Origin of the sequence: Flavobacterium macacae, assembly GCF_003865365.1 — a bacterium.
GTDB classification, from domain to species: Bacteria; Bacteroidota; Bacteroidia; order Flavobacteriales; family Flavobacteriaceae; genus Flavobacterium; species Flavobacterium macacae.
Genome location: NZ_RQVR01000003.1, coordinates 99,305 through 116,678, shown reverse-complemented (window position 1 = coordinate 116,678; position 17,374 = coordinate 99,305). Strand labels below are relative to the sequence as shown.

The 17,374-nt window shown below is 37.1% G+C and carries 14 protein-coding genes; 3 read left to right on the top strand and 11 right to left on the bottom strand.

The annotated features are described in order from the left end of the window. Positions 1-23 precede the first annotated feature (23 nt). On the top strand, positions 24-2,309 hold the full coding sequence (locus EG849_RS03855; protein WP_125011770.1) for an acyl-CoA dehydrogenase family protein: 2,286 nt from the start codon (positions 24-26) through the stop codon (positions 2,307-2,309). Positions 2,310-2,488: 179 nt separating this feature from the next. Here the strand turns inward: EG849_RS03855 and EG849_RS03850 are convergent, their stop codons facing one another. The 7 genes from EG849_RS03850 to EG849_RS03820 form a co-directional block, all read right to left on the bottom strand. Continuing rightward, entirely contained in the window at positions 2,489-3,523 is a 1,035-nt protein-coding gene (locus tag EG849_RS03850) for an o-succinylbenzoate synthase (protein ID WP_125011769.1), read from the bottom strand. 31 nt (positions 3,524-3,554) lie between these two features. After that, the gene (locus EG849_RS03845; RefSeq protein ID WP_125011768.1) at positions 3,555-4,763 is read right to left on the bottom strand and encodes a tetratricopeptide repeat protein; all 1,209 of its coding nucleotides are present in this window, start codon (positions 4,761-4,763) and stop codon (positions 3,555-3,557) included. Between the two features lie 148 nt (positions 4,764-4,911). After that, positions 4,912-5,589 (bottom strand): metal-dependent hydrolase, encoded by a 678-nt coding sequence (locus EG849_RS03840; protein ID WP_125011767.1) that lies wholly within the window; start codon positions 5,587-5,589, stop codon positions 4,912-4,914. Positions 5,590-5,600: 11 nt separating this feature from the next. Beyond that, positions 5,601-6,548 carry a 1,4-dihydroxy-2-naphthoate octaprenyltransferase gene (menA, locus tag EG849_RS03835; RefSeq protein WP_125011766.1) on the bottom strand — a complete coding sequence of 316 codons (948 nt, stop codon included), beginning with the start codon at positions 6,546-6,548 and terminating at the stop codon, positions 5,601-5,603. 37 nt (positions 6,549-6,585) lie between these two features. Beyond that, a complete protein-coding gene (locus EG849_RS03830) occupies positions 6,586-8,100 on the bottom strand; it encodes a PH domain-containing protein (protein WP_125011765.1) in 1,515 nt (504 codons plus the stop codon). After that, positions 8,100-8,615 carry a PH domain-containing protein gene (locus EG849_RS03825; protein WP_125011764.1) on the bottom strand — a complete coding sequence of 172 codons (516 nt, stop codon included), beginning with the start codon at positions 8,613-8,615 and terminating at the stop codon, positions 8,100-8,102. Before EG849_RS03825 ends, EG849_RS03830 begins: the two co-directional genes overlap by 1 nt. 81 nt (positions 8,616-8,696) lie before the next feature. Further along, positions 8,697-9,536: a 1,4-dihydroxy-2-naphthoyl-CoA synthase gene (locus EG849_RS03820; RefSeq protein WP_125011763.1), complete on the bottom strand. Its 840-nt coding sequence runs from the start codon at positions 9,534-9,536 to the stop codon at positions 8,697-8,699. A gap of 68 nt (positions 9,537-9,604) precedes the next feature. On the opposite strand from EG849_RS03820, the gene EG849_RS03815 reads away from it, so the two are divergent. After that, positions 9,605-10,714 carry a C1 family peptidase gene (locus EG849_RS03815; protein WP_125011762.1) on the top strand — a complete coding sequence of 370 codons (1,110 nt, stop codon included), beginning with the start codon at positions 9,605-9,607 and terminating at the stop codon, positions 10,712-10,714. A 119-nt stretch (positions 10,715-10,833) separates the two neighbouring features. Continuing rightward, positions 10,834-11,268 carry a PH domain-containing protein gene (locus tag EG849_RS03810; RefSeq protein WP_125011761.1) on the top strand — a complete coding sequence of 145 codons (435 nt, stop codon included), beginning with the start codon at positions 10,834-10,836 and terminating at the stop codon, positions 11,266-11,268. On the opposite strand, the gene ygiD is transcribed toward EG849_RS03810, so the two are convergent. The 4 genes from ygiD to EG849_RS03790 form a co-directional block, all read right to left on the bottom strand. Next, positions 11,265-12,098 (bottom strand): 4,5-DOPA-extradiol-dioxygenase, encoded by an 834-nt coding sequence (gene ygiD, locus EG849_RS03805; protein ID WP_125011760.1) that lies wholly within the window; start codon positions 12,096-12,098, stop codon positions 11,265-11,267. The two genes, EG849_RS03810 and ygiD, sit on opposite strands and share 4 nt — an antisense overlap. A 921-nt stretch (positions 12,099-13,019) precedes the next feature. Beyond that, a complete protein-coding gene (locus EG849_RS03800; protein ID WP_125011759.1) occupies positions 13,020-14,996 on the bottom strand; it encodes an alpha-ketoacid dehydrogenase subunit alpha/beta in 1,977 nt (658 codons plus the stop codon). 173 nt (positions 14,997-15,169) lie between these two features. Then, positions 15,170-15,895 (bottom strand): T9SS type A sorting domain-containing protein, encoded by a 726-nt coding sequence (locus tag EG849_RS03795; protein WP_125011758.1) that lies wholly within the window; start codon positions 15,893-15,895, stop codon positions 15,170-15,172. 199 nt (positions 15,896-16,094) lie between these two features. Beyond that, the gene (locus EG849_RS03790) at positions 16,095-17,291 is read right to left on the bottom strand and encodes a PepSY-associated TM helix domain-containing protein (RefSeq protein WP_125011757.1); all 1,197 of its coding nucleotides are present in this window, start codon (positions 17,289-17,291) and stop codon (positions 16,095-16,097) included. Between the last annotated feature and the right edge of the window lie 83 nt (positions 17,292-17,374).

The window sequence follows — 17,374 nt, the reverse complement described above, 5'->3', positions numbered from 1 at the left end:
CTCAATTTCTAAGATTAAACAGTATGGCAAATCCACTTTTAAATTCCTTCCTGCCGTTATTTTACATTTCCTGGTTTGACGATGTGCTGACAGAAACAGAAATGAAAACCATGAAAGACGCAATCGATTCTCAAGATTGGCTTACAAAAACCGACAAAGACGAACTTTTCTCAAAAATAGACGTTGAAAATCCACCTTCAAGATCTCAAATAAACGAGTGGAAAGAAATAATTTCAAAAGGAGTCGATGACAACAATGACGACGAATTGCTTACAGATGTTGCCCTAAAATTAGCATTAGTAGAAAATCCAGAAACGGATAATGAGGAGCTAAAAAAACTATATTTCTTTCTTCAAGAACTTGAAAAATCTTTAGGAATAATCAGTAGCGAAGCTATTTTTGCATTTAAAGAAAAACACGATACGATCACTTCAAAGTACGTGACTGAAGCTACTTTTGAAGTAGAAAAACTCACCGAAATTCTCGACGGTTCTCAAGCAGAAACCATCAATAAAGTAAAAAAAATATTCACCCTGCCTGCTTTCAAATACGAAGAATCGACTGATACCGAGGTCTACCGTGAAAAAGTTTTGAAATGGTGTAAAATTTTAGCCAAAGAAGGTCTTGGAGCAACGGCTTACCCAAAAGAGCATGGCGGTGAAGATGATGTGGAAGCTTATTTCTCCATTATGGAAACATTGAGCTACCATGATTTAAGCTTGGTCATCAAATTCGGAGTGCAATTTGGGCTTTGGGGAATGAGCATCCAATCCCTGGGAACAGAAAAACACTATAAAAAATACCTGAAAGATGTGGGAAGCTTAAAACTTCCGGGCTGTTTTGCGATGACCGAAACCAATCACGGCTCCAATGTAAAATCGTTAGAAACTACCGCAACCTACGATCACAAAACCAAAACTTTTACGGTAAATACGCCTCATAAATTAGCACGAAAAGAATACATCGGAAATGCCGCACGTGACGGACAAATGGCCACGGTTTTCGCCAAATTGATTATTGACGGAAAAGACCACGGAGTAAACGCTTTTATCGTTCCAATTCGCGATTCAAAAAACACTATTTTAGATGGAATAACCATTGAAGATTGCGGTCACAAAATGGGCTTAAACGGCGTTGATAACGGGATTATTTATTTCAAAAACGTCGTCATTCCAAAGGAAAATATGCTTGATAGATTTGCTTCAGTAAACAGTAAAGGCGAATTCGAAAGCCCGATTTCCAGTGACAACCGACGTTTCTTTACGATGCTCGGCACTTTGGTGGGCGGTCGAATCGGCATTCCGCGTTCGGCTTTGGCTGTTGCAAAATCAGCCTTGGCAATTGCCATCCGTTATGGCGACCAAAGACGTCAATTTGGTCCGCAAGGCGGTTCTGAAGTTCCGATATTGAATTACAGAATGCACCAGCGAAGATTGATGCCGTATTTGGCCAAATCCTACGCCATTCATTTCGCCTTGCAATATGTGACCAAACGCTTTTTACACAGAAAGGAAGCCGAAATGCAAGAAATCGAAGCACTTGCCGCCGGCATGAAAGCCTATTCAACATGGAACACGCGCGACACCGTTCAAGAATGCCGTGAAGCCTGTGGCGGAAAGGGGTATTTGTCTGAAAACCGTTTCGGAGCTTTAAAAAATGACACAGAAGTTTACACCACTTTTGAAGGAGACAATACGGTTTTAATGAATTTGGTAGCCAAAAACCGACTGTCAGAATTCAGAAACCAATTCGGAGAAATGAACGCAGTGAGCTTGTTTAATTATGTCGTAGATCAGGCAAAAACGTCAATTACCTACAAAAATCCGTTTGCCACCAGAAACACAGACGAAAACCATCTCGCTGATCCCGAATTTCATCTGCACGCTTTCCAATTCAGAGAAAAAGAAATTTTGGCTTCCGCTGCAAAACGAATTAAAAAATTATTAGACAGTGGCCTAGACTCGTTCGATGCCTTCAATATTGCGCAACATCATTTGATAAATGTCGGCCAAGCCTATTTGGAAAGAGTCGTATTAGAACAATTCCAACTCCAAATTGAAACTACAAATGACAAGGGATCACAAGCAATCTTAGGCAAATTGTTCCAGCTTTACGCATTGTCCACGATCGAGAAAAATGCAAGCTGGTACCTTGAACAAGGTTATATGGAAGGTGTAAAAACCAAAGCGATTCGAAAAGCGGTCAACCAATTATGTTGGGAAATTCGACAAAACGCGGTGCCACTTGTACACGCTTTTAATATTCCTGAAAGCTGTTTGAGCGCTCCGATTGTCACAAAAAAGAAATAATTTAAGAATAGTTTGAAGCGAATGGCCGGTATTTTATCGGCCATTCTTTTTCCCGCTTTTAGGCATTATCTTTTTTTGCAAAAAAAGGATAATTGCCACAATCGGGGCTATTTGAGAAGCCATCTGATTTTTTTTGTAAACTTCAGGACCCATCTTTGCGGGCAAATTTTGTCTAAAAATTAAATAGAAACCTTCCAATCCAATTCTGGATTATAAGTCAATTCTCCATGGCTGACTTCCAACGGGCAATCAAAATTATTGGTGTACAGTCCGCCCGTTCCCAAACCCTGAGGCATCGGATTATTTTGCAGAAAGGTCCATTGCGCAATTGCGTTTAAACCAATATTGCTTTCCAAGGCCGAAGTAACCCACCAGCCAATATTGTATTTTTCAGCAAGTGTAATCCATTCTTTTGAACCACGAAATCCGCCAACCAAACTCGGCTTTAAAATGATATATTGCGGTTTGATTTTTTGCAGTAATTCCTCTTTTTCACTATATTCAAAGACACCAATAAGTTCTTCGTCTAAAGCAATAGGAAAAGGGGTGTTTTTACACAACTCTGACATACTGTCAGTTTGATTTTTTTGTATCGGCTGTTCAATACTATGTAACTCAAATCCAGATAATTGGTTCAATTTAATTAAAGCTTTTTCTGAATCAAAACCACCATTTGCATCGACTCTAATTTCGATTTTTTTCGCATCATAATTTTCACGAATAAAGCGTAATAAGTCCAGTTCTTTCGTAAAATCTATGGCCCCAATTTTCAATTTTATACAGTTAAATCCCTGTGCTAATTTCTCTTCAATTTGTGCTTTCATAAAGGCCTGTTCACCCATCCAGACCAGACCATTTATGGGAATATTCTTTTGACCTTCTGTAAATTCCGAAGGAAATAAAACAAAAGGATTTTTGCTTTCTAAAGATTGGAAAGCCATCTCTACTCCAAATTGAATGGATGGAAATTCGAGCAATGATTCCCAAAGTTTTTCTTTTCCCAGATGGATATTTTCACAAACCCATTTTAATTGATCTTCATAATCGGGCCGGTCGTCCACGCTCAGCGATCTTAAAATACCGCACTCGCCTATTCCTTTTTTGTTATTTTCTTCTAAAATAAGAAACCAAGTTTCCTTTTCGGTCATAATTCCTCGTGAGGTTCCCGAAGGCCTTTTAAAATCAAGGACATATTTTTTATAAGAAGCTTTCATTGTAGTGCTATTTTAAAAATGCCAAGCGTAATTAATCTTCAAGAATTTTTAAAATTCTTTCAAAATCATCGCTTTTAAAACCTGCCTTCTGGAGTTCTTCAAAATCAGCTTTGGCTTTGGAAACCCAGCTTACTTTTGAAGTTACATTTTGCGATTTGTATTTTTTATGGATTTCTTTTGCTTTTTTGTAATCATCATTTAACAGATACAAATGAGCCAAATTCAGCTGGACCAAAAGTTCTGAATTATCCAATCGCTCTGCTTCTTTTAATGCTTTTAAAGCTTTATCAAATTGTTTTGAATACAGATAGTACTGCCCTAAAGCATTGTAATCCAAAACGGTTCCACTAGAGTTATCAATTACACCGAGTTTCAGCAAATCGATAGCTTCGTCGTATTTTTTATTTTTGAACAATTGCTGTGCATCCAAGCGTATTGCGGTAAGAATTGATTTATTTGCGGGTTTTTCTGAAAGGCAGGCGTTTCCATAATCTTTTAGAGACTTTGTTTTTTCCAACGCCAACAAGTTCTGGAACTCTTTAAATTTGTATTGTTTCTGGATTTTTTCAAGAATACAAAGTGAAAAATCATCTGAATTAAGCATTTTCTTTGCCAATTCTGACGCTTTGACTTGTTTTAAAATAGCCTGCCGATTTTCCGAATTCCAGCCTTTGCTTAGCTTTGTATCAACCCACGGCACGACTTCCAAAACGATTTTTTGTTTCATAATCCAGTTTTGGCTTTCAAAACCAAACCAGATGTTCTCGCTTATGCTTGCCAAGCAGGCTGTTTTATCCATTGTCAACCGTTTGGCATCTTTGCTCAACGGCATGTTTTGTGCCAAGCAAGCATTGGTAGTTTTGCCGTATTTTTGATATTCTGAAGCAAATTTATCAGTAGAAAAAATGGCGTATTTGCATTTATCATCACCCGAAACCTTTGACATCAAAAATACCGCGCCCGCTCCGCCTTGACTAATCCCTGTTGGGTCAGGAATTGCTTTTAAAAGCGAAACCAAACTGTTTGCCATTTGCTGATTTTCATCTAACAAAGTGATTCTGTAGATGATTTCTGTGGTTCCGGTGGGTAAATCTTCGGTTTTGACAGTCATTCGGTCGCCGGCTGTGACGATGATTTCTTTGGTAGTTGCCCGATCTTTGTCCCAGTAACCATCTTGCTGTGCAAATGTGGTTTTTGAAATAAAAAATACAAATAATAGCAAGAGTTTTTTTGTAGACATTTTATGGAATGGATTACTTAAATAGCCCCGATGGCGCCATTGCTTGAGCTCTCTCATTGCCCAAGAAGGCAATGAGAGAGCTCAAGCAATGGCGCCATCGGGAAAATGGATTGCTGAATAAGCCCGAGCCACTCGCTTCTGAAAAAAATCATAGTTCTAATGAAGCTCCGATTTCAAGCAACATCAGGTCTTTTCCTTTGTCAAAAAATTTCTTTTTAGCCTCTTCATGGTCGATTTTGATGTAACCGAAAGTATCGTAGTGATACCCTAAAATTTTGTCACATTCCACGAAATCAGAAGCAATAATGGCATCCTCGATATCCATCGTGAAGTTGTTTCCAATCGGCAAAATAGCCAAATCTAGCTTGGTGCGCAATGGAATCAATTTCATATCAAAAGTCAAGGCGGTGTCGCCCGCAATGTAAATATTTTTGTGCTCGCTTTCAATGACAAAACCACCAGGATTACCTCCGTAAGTGCCGTCAGGAAAAGAACTTGAATGAATTGCGGTCACATATTTCACGCTTCCAAAGTCAAATTTCCAGCTTCCGCCGTGGTTCATCGGATGGCTTTTAAAGCCTTTTTTCTCGTAATAGGTAGCGATTTCTGCGTTGGAAACTATTGTTGCACCCGTATGTTTTGCGATGGCTTCAACGTCTAGAACGTGGTCGCCGTGTGCGTGCGTAACCAAAATATAATCAGCTTTCAGCTCGTTACTATCGATATGCGAAGCCATTTCATTGCCCGAAATAAAAGGATCAACGATGATGTTTTTTCCTGCAACTTCAATACCAAGGCTCGACTGTCCGTAAAATGTGATTTTCATAAATTTATTTTTTAACTATTTACAATAACATCTGAGAAGAAAAAGATCATACAAAGCGAAAGTATGATGGATAACAAAAACGTGCTTAACGCTAATTTTTTTAATTCTGGGTCTAATGCTCTTGGTTCTTTATTTCTGTAAACCGTGATTAAATGGCTTGTCAGCGGAAAATAAGCAACGACAAAAATGTATTGGTCAAAATTGAAATCTTTTAAAAATGCAAAGACCAAAACCAAAACCATTGCCGAAATGACTAAAAAGTAATGGTATTTTTTTGCTTTTTCGCCTCCGATTTTGACAACAATAGTGTTCTTGCCTGCTTTTCTATCAGAAGCTTCATCACGCATATTGTTCAGATTCAAAACGCCGACGCTCAAGAAACCAATGGCGATTGCCGGAAGAATCAATCGGTAATCGACTTCTTTAGAATATAAAAAGTTAACACCCAAAGTACTTACCAATCCAAAGAAAACGAACACGAAAAAGTCTCCAAAACCGCGGTAACCATAAGCTGTGTTGCCAACTGTGTAACGAATTGCTGATGCGATTGCCAACAATCCTAGAATTATAAATAAGATGGAATACCAAATATAAGCTTCGCCAAATGCAAAATAAATCAATAAAAGCGCTGAAATAAATGTCAATACCGACGTGATGATAATGGCGCGTTTCATTGCTTCTGGTGAAATGACTCCGCTTTGAATGGCACGTTTTGGCCCGATCCTGTCTTCGTTATCAGTACCCTTTATTCCGTCGCCATAATCGTTTGCAAAGTTCGACAAAACCTGCAAGCCAAGCGTTGTAAGTAATGCAAAACCAAATAGTTGCCAGTTAAAAACTTCGGTTGGCGTCAATACATCTGTAGTTGGATAGGCCAACGCAAACATGCTTCCTACAATAATTCCTGATACCGACAGCGGTAACGTTCGCAGACGCGCTGCTTCAACCCAATGTTTCATTTTTTGTGTTTATTCGTAAATAATTTATTCTGCAAAGTTACATCCAATTTTCATTGGAAGTCTCTACTTGATACAGCCAATAATTGACTAATAGTTTTATTTCGGAAAAATTACCGAAATGAAAGTGAACATCCCCTGCTGCAGTGTGCAAAGTCAGATGTCCGACGTCAGCACTTTTATTCCAAAAATATTGTTTTGTCGTAATTCCCTGAATTTTGTGGGGCTGGATGATTTCATTTTCAACATCCCAAGCGCCGTGTTTTAAGATTATAAACTCTGAATTCGAATACATTCTGTAATTTTTAAATCCGTAGAAAATCATAAAACCAACAAGAGCTAAATATACGAAAACTAGCGGTAAATAAAAATACAAATCATCAATAACCGTAAAGGAAAGCACGATAAAAATGAGAATTGGAAAAATCACACTGAAAAGAATCTTGAAAAGTAAATAGCGGAAATTAGGCTTGAACTCCTGCCCTTTTTCAGGAATTTTGCCTAAAATTAGTTTTAAAATCGCGTCACGTTCGCCTGATTCACAACCAGGAACTTCGATCACGTTGCTCTTTTTCTGCTTTTCATTCACTTCATCATTGGAAGCCTGTTTCATGTTCATATCCAAAATCCTCAGTTTTCTTTGGAAGAAGTTCTGGCTGAACGAGGTGATCTGAACTTTAAACGGATTCAACAAGGTGTTTTTCTTGGCGAATAATCCCGAAGTAACCACCAATGATTTTTTCTGCCTTACCATTTCAAAATCAAAATGTTTGATGAACGTCCTGATGATATTGATGAACAGCACTAAAATCAAAATTCCGAAGATTATAATCACGACAGAAATCATCCCGAAACCTTTTTCAAATACAGAATCAACTTGCGTTTCATCTAATTCAAAAGTATCGACAGCGTCTTTAAAAGTTTGAAATAAGGTAACCAAAAACGTAATTAAAATAGCGATCGTTCGTCCGTATTTTGATGTAATACCTACTTTAAATAAAGTAACATAACTTATTTTAATAAAAGGTTTTGCAATATTTTCTTCTTTAGGAATTACTTCTTGATTTTCATCCAAAAGCATTTCTTCTTTTTCGCCATAATCAAGCAGTCTTTCTTTTAAGAGCAAAGCCAAATTTTGATCAATTGCACGAATGCTGATTTCTTTTTTATCGGTTCCGGCGGTGTCAATGTCAAGGCTGTAAACGCCGATAATTTTCTGAATTATCGACTGGTTGATATTGACCTGCTGAATTTTTGAAAGCTGGATATTGATTTTACTTTTGTTCAAAATTCCTTTGCTTAAAACAAATTCTTGCTTCTCTTCGTCAAGGAAAAAAGTAAAATTTCGGTATTTTAAAAAAGCAACAATTCCAACCAAAATTATGATTCCGAGGAAACTCAAACCCACAAGAATGTATTTTTCGGGTTCTAATTTGAATAAAATGATCAATAATGGCGCCCACATGGCACGAATCACGCCTTGCAATGTTTCAGCAAACATCACCACAATTCCTGTGATGGATTGTCTTTGCGGGGTTTTAAAATCGATTTGCATTACAATTCGTTTTGGATTTTTTGCATCAAAAGTCCCTTGATGTTTTCTGCTTTTTCTTTTTCGATTCCAGAAATTTTAACATCACCGCCACCAGCAGTAAAAATTTGGATTTGAGCCAAATCAAACATCCTTGAAAAAAAACCTTCGTGCATGGCCACATGCTGAATTCTGTTAAAGGGAATTATGGTTGTTGTTGAAGAAAGCAATCCTCTTTTGTATAAAATATCTTTTTCCCTGACGGCAAAACCACGTCGTTTTACACCTGCAAGACTTAAAAACAGTACGAGTAGCGCAAAAACTGAATACGAAATTCCGAAGATCAAATACGAAGTTGTACTTTGTAATTCTTCATCAAAATAAAGCAAAACACCGATTCCAATGGCTACAATCAATAAAGTGATGGCAATATTGATGCTAACTACCTTGATGTAATTTTTATGCAGGGAAGAAAAATTCACTTCCTCAAATTTGGGAAGTGAATTTATGTTTAAAGTATCGTTTGTGAAGTTTTCCATTAAGGGGGATTCGATTTTAGGTAAAAGGTTTAAGGAAAATCTCCTCAAGGTGAAGCCTTTCGACTTTCGGCCTTCGACTAATTAAGGCAAATATTTCTTCTCGAAATTTGGTTTTCTCTTTTCTAAAAAGGCATTTCTTCCTTCTTTTGCTTCTTCGGTCATGTACGCCAAACGAGTTGCTTCGCCCGCAAAAACTTGCTGTCCTACCATTCCGTCGTCAGTTAAATTCATGGCAAATTTCAGCATCTTGATTGACATTGGCGATTTTTCTAAAATCTCCTGAGCCCATTGATATGCAGTATCTTCCAGCTCGGCGTGCGGAATTACGGCATTTACCATTCCCATATCAAAAGCATCTTGAGCCGAATAATTTCTTCCTAAAAAGAAAATTTCCCTAGCTTTTTTCTGCCCGACCATTTTAGCCAAATACGCCGAACCATAACCGCCGTCAAAGCTTGTCACATCAGCGTCAGTCTGTTTGAAAATTGCGTGTTCTTTACTTGCCAATGTCAAATCGCAAACCACGTGAAGACTGTGGCCACCGCCAACGGCCCAACCCGGAACGACTGCAATAACTACTTTTGGCATGAAACGGATTAATCTTTGAACTTCTAAAATATTTAAACGGTGCATTCCGTCATCGCCCACATATCCTTGGTTTCCTCTCGCCTTTTGGTCGCCACCACTGCAAAAAGAATACACCCCATCTTTTGAAGAAGGACCTTCAGCAGACAATAAAACTACGCCGATTGACGTGTCTTCTTGCGCGTCATAAAAGGCTTGGTAGAGTTCAGCCGTTGTTTTTGGACGAAACGCATTGCGTACATCAGGACGATTGAAAGCGATTCTAGCAACGCCATTTGACTTTTTATAAGTTATATCTTCAAAATCTTTAACAGTTTCCCAGTTTATTGCACTCATTTTATTATTATTTTAGCGTAAAAATAATTCATTTTTTACAGATTACGAATAAACAAAACCAAATAATAATGAAGCAGACTTTTTTAAGCATCGCATTTTTAAGCTTGGCATTTTCGGGCTATTCCCAAAAGTATGAATTTCAATCAATTAAAGACATCGCATGCACGCCGGTACTTTCTCAAGGTGAAACCGGAACGTGCTGGAGCTTTTCTTCCACTTCTTTTTTAGAAGCAGAAATCATCCGAATTTCGGGAAAAAAAATTGATCTTTCAGAAATGTATAACGTTCGCCACACTTATCCTAAAAAAGCCTGGAATTTTGTAATGCGTCAAGGAAAAGCGCAATTTGGCGAAGGCGGACTGAATCACGATGTGATTAACAGCGCTAAAGAATTTGGACTTGTTCCAGATGTGGCTTACACCGGAATTGTGGGGAATACAGAAAAGCATGACCATTCAAAAATGGTAGCTGAAATTGAAAAAGTAGTAAAATGGTATTCTAATCCAGAGCGAAAATTAGAGCCAAAATGGAAAGAAGAAGTAGCTGTTATCCTTGACAAATATATGGGCCCCAATGTTACTGAATTTACTTACGAAACAAAAAACTACACTCCGAAAAGCTTTTTGGAGATGACTAAATTGAATTTAGATGATTATGTGACAATTACTTCGTTCACCAATGAGCCTAATTATTCAAAATTCATTTTAGATGTTCCTGATAATTTTTCAAACGGAAGTTTTTACAATATGCCGTTAGATGAATTTGTAGCTAATGTGGACAATGCTTTAGAAAAAGGATATACTTTGGCTTTGGATGCTGACGTCAGCGAGAAAACATTCTCTGGAAGAAATGGAATTGCTGTGATTCCGGAAAATGTAGCCGACGAAAAAGCGATTTTGACGGAAATCAAACCTGAGAAAAAAATTACGCCAGAATACCGCCAGCAAGAATTTGAAAATTTCAACACCACAGACGATCACTTGATGCACATCGTTGGAAAAGTGAGAGATCAAGCCGGAAGCGTTTATTATAAAGTAAAAAATTCTTGGGGAACTAAAAACGTGGGGAACGACGGCTATATTTATATGAGCGTTCCATATTTGAGATTGAAAGCGATCTCTGTTTTGGTCCATAAAGACGCTTTGGTCAAGAAAACAAAAAAACAATTAGATCTTTAAAAAGTTACATACAATACATTGATTTTTTTTAGAAATCTATAAATTTGTATTCATAGAAAATTCGGGATTTTTTAGTCCCGAATTTTTTTTGTTCCTAAATATATTTCTTAAATTTAAATATGAAAAAATTTTATTCAGATAAGCACATTCCAACAGTTTCTCTATTATGGATTGCTGTTCTATTTTTGCTTGCTACACCGTTTTTAACTCCAAATAACCTTACCAAAATTGCAGTTTTTATTCCGATTGTAATTTGTGTTGTCAGTGCGGTTTTATTACTTTGGATTCTTTTAGGAACCAATTACAGCATTGAAGGTTCGTACTTAAAATACAAATCAGGCCCTCTGAAAGGCAAAATTGATATTTTTAGAATTCATACGATTGAACACCAGAAGAACGGGATCGTTTCTTCTAATTTGAAACCTGCTTTGGGCTCAAAAGGATTGATTATCAAGTACAATAAATTTGACGATATTTATATTTCGCCCAAGAGAAAGCAAGAATTTATAAATGCTTTATTGGAAATTAATTCGCATATTGAAGTAAAACATTAGCCAATTTTTACCGACGTCATATTTAAAGAACCACCTACTAGTTTGTCGTTAAAAAACGAAGTATCGTCTTTATCATCTTGCAATCCTAGCGAATAGAGCAATGGAAAATAATGATCTGGCGTTGGAATTGCCAATTTTGAAGCTTTGTTCAACGTTTCATAATTGATTAAAGCTTTGTGGTCTTTATCGGCAATCTTGTCTTTAAAAACCTGATCCATTTCAACAGCCCAATCATAACCATAATTGGGCACATTCATTTTGCTGTAATCAACCATTCTAAGATTGTGAACCATATTTCCGCTTCCGATGATCAAAACACCTTTTTTTCTTAAAGAAGCCAATTGTTTTGCCAAGTCATAATGATATTGTGGCGGTTTGTTATAATCAATACTCAATTGCAAAACCGGAATATCTGCATTTGGATACATATGTCGAACAACTGTCCAAGTTCCGTGGTCCAAACCCCAATCGTGGTCTAATCCAACGTCAGTAGTATGAATCAGGCTCTTTGTAGCTTTCGCTAATTCAGGATTTCCTTTTGCAGGATATTGTACGTCAAACAATGCTTGCGGAAAACCACCAAAATCATGGATCGTTTTTGGATTGTCCATTGCCGTGATGTGCGTGCCACGCGTAAGCCAGTGTGCCGAAATCACCAAAACCGCCTTTGGCTTTTGAATGGTTTCGCCCATCTTTGCCCACGTTTGTGAAAACTCGTTATCTTCAATTCCGTTCATGGGAGAACCGTGGCCGATGAACAAAACCGGAAGTTTCACATCTTCTTCACTTAATTCTTTTGTCCAGTTGTAGAATGGGTATAATGATGCCATAGCTATTCCTCCTGTTATAGTTTTTAAAAAATCTTTGCGTTCCAAAATACTTTTATTTGTATATACAAATGTACAAAACATATTTAAATAAAAACTCTGTACAACATAATTTTAACTAAATCAAAAAGTAGTGTACATTAAATATGATCTATCTTTTTAAATATGATTAATAAAAAATAAATTATCATCGTAAACAACTCTCTTGTTTTATTCTTCTTTTATAACCAATCTATTACTCCTACAAACTTTAAAAAGTATATATTAAAACTACTACTTCGCTTGCCATTCAAAATGTGAACATGATTGATCAAAAAAAAAAATAACAATCAATGAAATGATTGTTTTTAAATAATTAGATAAACATGAAAATGGAAAAAATTTTACTTTCAAAGCTTTTTAAAGAGCTTTAATATTTCTTAATACACATAACTTGTGTTTGCATAAAATTGTAGTTTTTGTCAGAAAAGGAAAAGATTACCCTAAAATTTAATCCAAAAAAGATCTACTGAATAAGTTCAAGCCTTTACTCTGAACGATGTTCTAGAACAACTTCTAGGACAAGCTATAACAAATTTTAATTTAAGTGAGTTTAAAGCTATCGCTACTAAAACTGTAAAACCAACTGATATCAGTAATATTCTCTTTGGAAATAAATCCTTTGGAACTTCAATTATTGTGGACGGAATTCTAGTTTACGCCAAGTTGCTATAAAAAATAGAAATGGTTTAAGGTGATACATTCACAAATAAGGTGATTTGACTACAGAATTGGGAAATTGTAAACGTGCTGGAGACATGACTTTCTTTATATGAAAATGCCCCAAATAGTGTCAAACTTTTGGGGCACATTTATTAATCGGGATTTTGTGTTGTGATGTGATTGGTTCGTTTCTTGCGGTGACGAATTATAGTATCAACTTTATTAATACGCCAATAATTCTTTTAAGGCTTCTTCAAATCGACCACGGCTTAAAAATTGGTCTTCTAATGCTTTGGTGAATGGAATTGGAGAATCTAAACTCGCTATACGTTTTATGGGTCCGTCCAGGTGTTCGAAACATTCTTCCATAATCATGGCAGAAATATCGCTGGCAATACCGCCAAACATGGTGTCTTCTTGCAAGATGATTGCTTTTCCAGTTTTCTTTACGGAAGCAAAAATCGCTTCGGTGTCTAAAGGCTGCAGCGAACGCAAGTCTAACAGGTCGGCTTGAATTTCAGGATTGTTTTTCAGCGTGTCCAATGCCCAATGCACTGCCGCGCCAAAAGCGATAATAGTGACGTCTTTTCCTTCTTTCAATAAGGCGGCTTTTCCAAACGGAAGCGTGTAATACTCTTTGGGCACATCTTGGTAAATGCTTCGGTACAATTGCTTGTGCTCAAAGAACAGCACTGGGTTAGGATCATTGATGGCAGTGTTCAGCAATCCTTTGGCATCATATGGAAACGCAGGATAAATCACTTTCAGGCCTGGCGTTTTGGTAAACCACGCTTCGTTGGTTTGGGAGTGAAAAGGTCCCGCTTGGGTCCCGCCACCGCAAGGCATTCTTACTACAACATCGGCATTTTCTAACCAACGGTAGTGTGATTTTGCCAATAAATTGACAATCGGGTTAAAACCGGTCGATACGAAATCAGCAAATTGCATTTCCACAATGGCTTTGTGTCCGTTTATCGAAAGTCCCATTCCGGCAGAAACTACTGCGCTTTCACAGATTGGGGTGTTGATCACTCTTTCTTTTCCGAATTGGGCCACGAAACCGTCTGTGATTTTAAATGCACCGCCATATTCGGCAATGTCTTGTCCCATGATCACCAAATTATCATGGCGTTCCATCGACTGTCTTAAACTTTCTGAAATGGCGTCGATCAAACGGATGTTGACTGTCTTCTCAGAAGGTGTAACTTCTTCAAAATCAAACGGCTTGTACACATCATTTAATTCTTCTTCATAAGAAGCCACAATTTCTGGTTCGGTTTGCACCAAAGCCCAGTTTTCGTCTATTTCTTTTTTAATTTCAGCACGAATGGCTTCGTCTTCTTCTTCAGAAAGAACATCGGTTAATTTTAAATATTTTCTATAATTGTCCACCGGATCTTTGATTGCCCACATATCCATTAATTCCTGAGGCACATATTTGGTACCGCTGGCTTCTTCGTGGCCACGCATCCTGAAGGTCTTGAATTCTAATAAAACCGGACGTGGCGTTTCAATCATTGACGCTTTTAATTCAGATAGCTTATTGAAAACTTCCAAAATGTTGTTGCCGTCAATGATGTGGGATTCCATTCCGTAGCCAATGCCTTTATCGGCTAAGTTTTCGCAACGGTATTGTTCGTTGGTGGGTGTTGAAAGTCCGTAACCGTTGTTTTCGATGACGAACATCACCGGCAGTTCCCAAACGGAAGCAATGTTCAAAGCTTCGTGGAAATCGCCTTCTGAAGTAGCTCCTTCTCCGGTAAACACAGCAGTTACTTTTCCGTTTTTCTTCAGTTTATTGGCCAAGGCAATTCCATCGGCAACCCCTAATTGAGGTCCCAAATGTGAAATCATACCTATAATCTTATATTCTTGGGTTCCGAAGTGGAACGAGCGGTCGCGCCCTTTGGTAAATCCGTTTGCTTTTCCTTGCCATTGCGAAAATAGGCGGTGCAACGGAATATCTCTTCCTGTGAAAACGCCTAAGTTTCGGTGCATCGGCAAGATGTATTCGTCTTTGTCCAAGACGGCGGTGACGCCACAAGCGATGGCTTCCTGCCCGATTCCGGAGAACCATTTGGACACTTTTCCTTGACGGATGAGAATCAGCATTTTTTCCTCAATTAAGCGAGGCTTTAAAATTCTTTTGTATAAATCTAATAATTGCTCGTTGGTTAGGTTTTTTCTATCGAAGTTCATAATCGTTTACGAAAAGGTTTGCGTGATTTAATAGCTCGCCCAAAAGTATAAAAAAATAACAGTATAAATAAGTTCTGTGATATTAATTTATAGCGTCTTTTTTCTAAATAATTACCATTAAAAAAAGCCTATTTTTTTTAGGAATAGGCTTTTAAAAATTATCTTAATTTAAATTACAACTTCGTGATTTTTTGGTGCAATATGCTTCCGTTTGCTGTATTTAACTGCACAATATACAATCCAGATTGTAAATCTTCCATTGGAATTGTATTGTCTTTTACCTCAACTTTTCGAATTACTTGTCCATTGATACTAATTATTGAAGCTGAAGTAATGTCTAAATTGGATTGAATTTGCAACTTGTCTTTTACAGGATTTGGATACAATCCTATTTTTTGAGTAGCTTCAAATTCATTTATATTTAATGTCAGTTGTGTTACATTTAAAGTGTATGCCATTGTTTGTGGATTTGGCCATGTAGAAAGGAAGAAATAATAAGTTTGCCCTGCAGTAACTGCAAAATTATTTATTGTTCTGTTTCCTGTAGAAATACTTGTGGAACAAGCTGCATAAGTAACACCAATATCGGCACAATCAGTATAAACAAACAATCCAGACCAACCTACTGCCGATGGCATTTCTATCTTAATTGTACCGCTTTGAGTTGGTGTATAAGAATAAATAACATCATTTCCTCCGTGATAATAGTTACCACTCGATGTTGTACTACAAGTAGGACTTGAGGTTGTGGCGGGATCATAATTATCACCATAATTTGCCGTATTGTCTGTTGTAGTATAGGGCAAAGATATAATGACAATTGGGTCAGTGCACAAGGAACCTTGTTGTGCAAAAGAGGAAGTAATTGCAAAAAAGAATAGTACGTAAAGTTTTTTCATAATAAATTAATTTATTGTTAGCATGAAACAAAAATAAGTAATTATATCATAATAAAAAACAGCTATTTAAGAAGCATTATCCTAATTCATTATTCTGTACTTTTTTTGATTTTAATCCTAAAAAAAAATCCTGTATAAACAATTATAGCTTTTAGACAAGATTTTTTTATATTGAATTCTTTAATCAGTATTCTTTTTTTTATTTCACTTTTTTCAACCAAATAATAAAACCTGTTATCGGCAAAGAACATCCTACCAAGGAAACAATGAAATATAAAATCACGCTTGGGAGCCCTAGAATTTCTCCGGTGTGCAACGGTTTTGAGATTTCCACAAACTGCTTGTTTAACGGTTTGTCTGCAAAACGCTCTATGGTCTTTACTTCTCCTTTTTTATCAAAAGTAATTTCATCTGGAAGCTGTGCTCCTAACCAATTGTCGGTATTTATTTTCTTGATTCGGTAACGCGGATTTTTTTCGTCAGGAAGCTGGATAATGGTGGTAGCGCTGTATTTTAAATGTTTGTAAGCCAAACCTGAAATACTGTCCATAGAAACCGGCTTCACTTCTTTTAAGTCGGCCATCTCGTCTTGCTTGTCCATCATGTCTTTCAGCAAATCAGAAAAAGCATTTGAGATTTCATCATTGGCTCCTTCCCCAGCATTTTCAGTCAGCACGGCATTTCCGCCCAAGCTGACGATGATGCCACTTTTCATCCAAGGATAAGTCACATACAAACCTGTGATGGCCATAAACATTAAAAAGAGAAGCGCATAAAAGCCTAAAGTGTTGTGGATGTCATAATTCAATCTGTGGAATTTGGCGTTCCATTTGACGGTAAGTCCTGCTTTGAGATGCTTCCACTTTTTAGGCCACCAAAGCACCAGTCCTGAAAGCAGCATAAAAATAAATAGTAGCGAAGATATGCCCACAATCTGTTTTCCGATCTGGTTGACCAGCATTGTTCTGTGAATGTCAAGCACGACAGCAAAGAATTGGTCTAAGCCGTGGTCCGCTCCACCTAACGTTTCTCCTGTGTATGGATTTAGATACTGTGTTTTAGAAACCTTCGTGTCTTTATCATCAAAGGTAACTAAGTAGCTTTTTTTATTGTTTTCTGGAATTATGATTGCCGTGATTTCTGCATTCTTTTTAGAAAATTTTTCTTGAATAACATCTAGAGGCAGTCGCTTTCCAGTGCTTTCTACATATACTTTGTCACGGTTGTAAAAATCATTGATCTGGTTTTTAAAAGCATAAATACTTCCGGTAAGACAAACAGTAAAAATCACTAATGAAGATAGCAATCCCAGCCACAAATGCAATAATGCTATTGCATATTTTAGTTTTGATTCTTTTTTCAGTCGTTTTCTAACTAATGATTTTAAGATATTCATGTGTTGCTGTTTGTGCTGTTATGCAAAGTTAGCTATTAAAAAAAGCACACGCAAAGAGTTTGATGAATCAGAACTCCTTACGT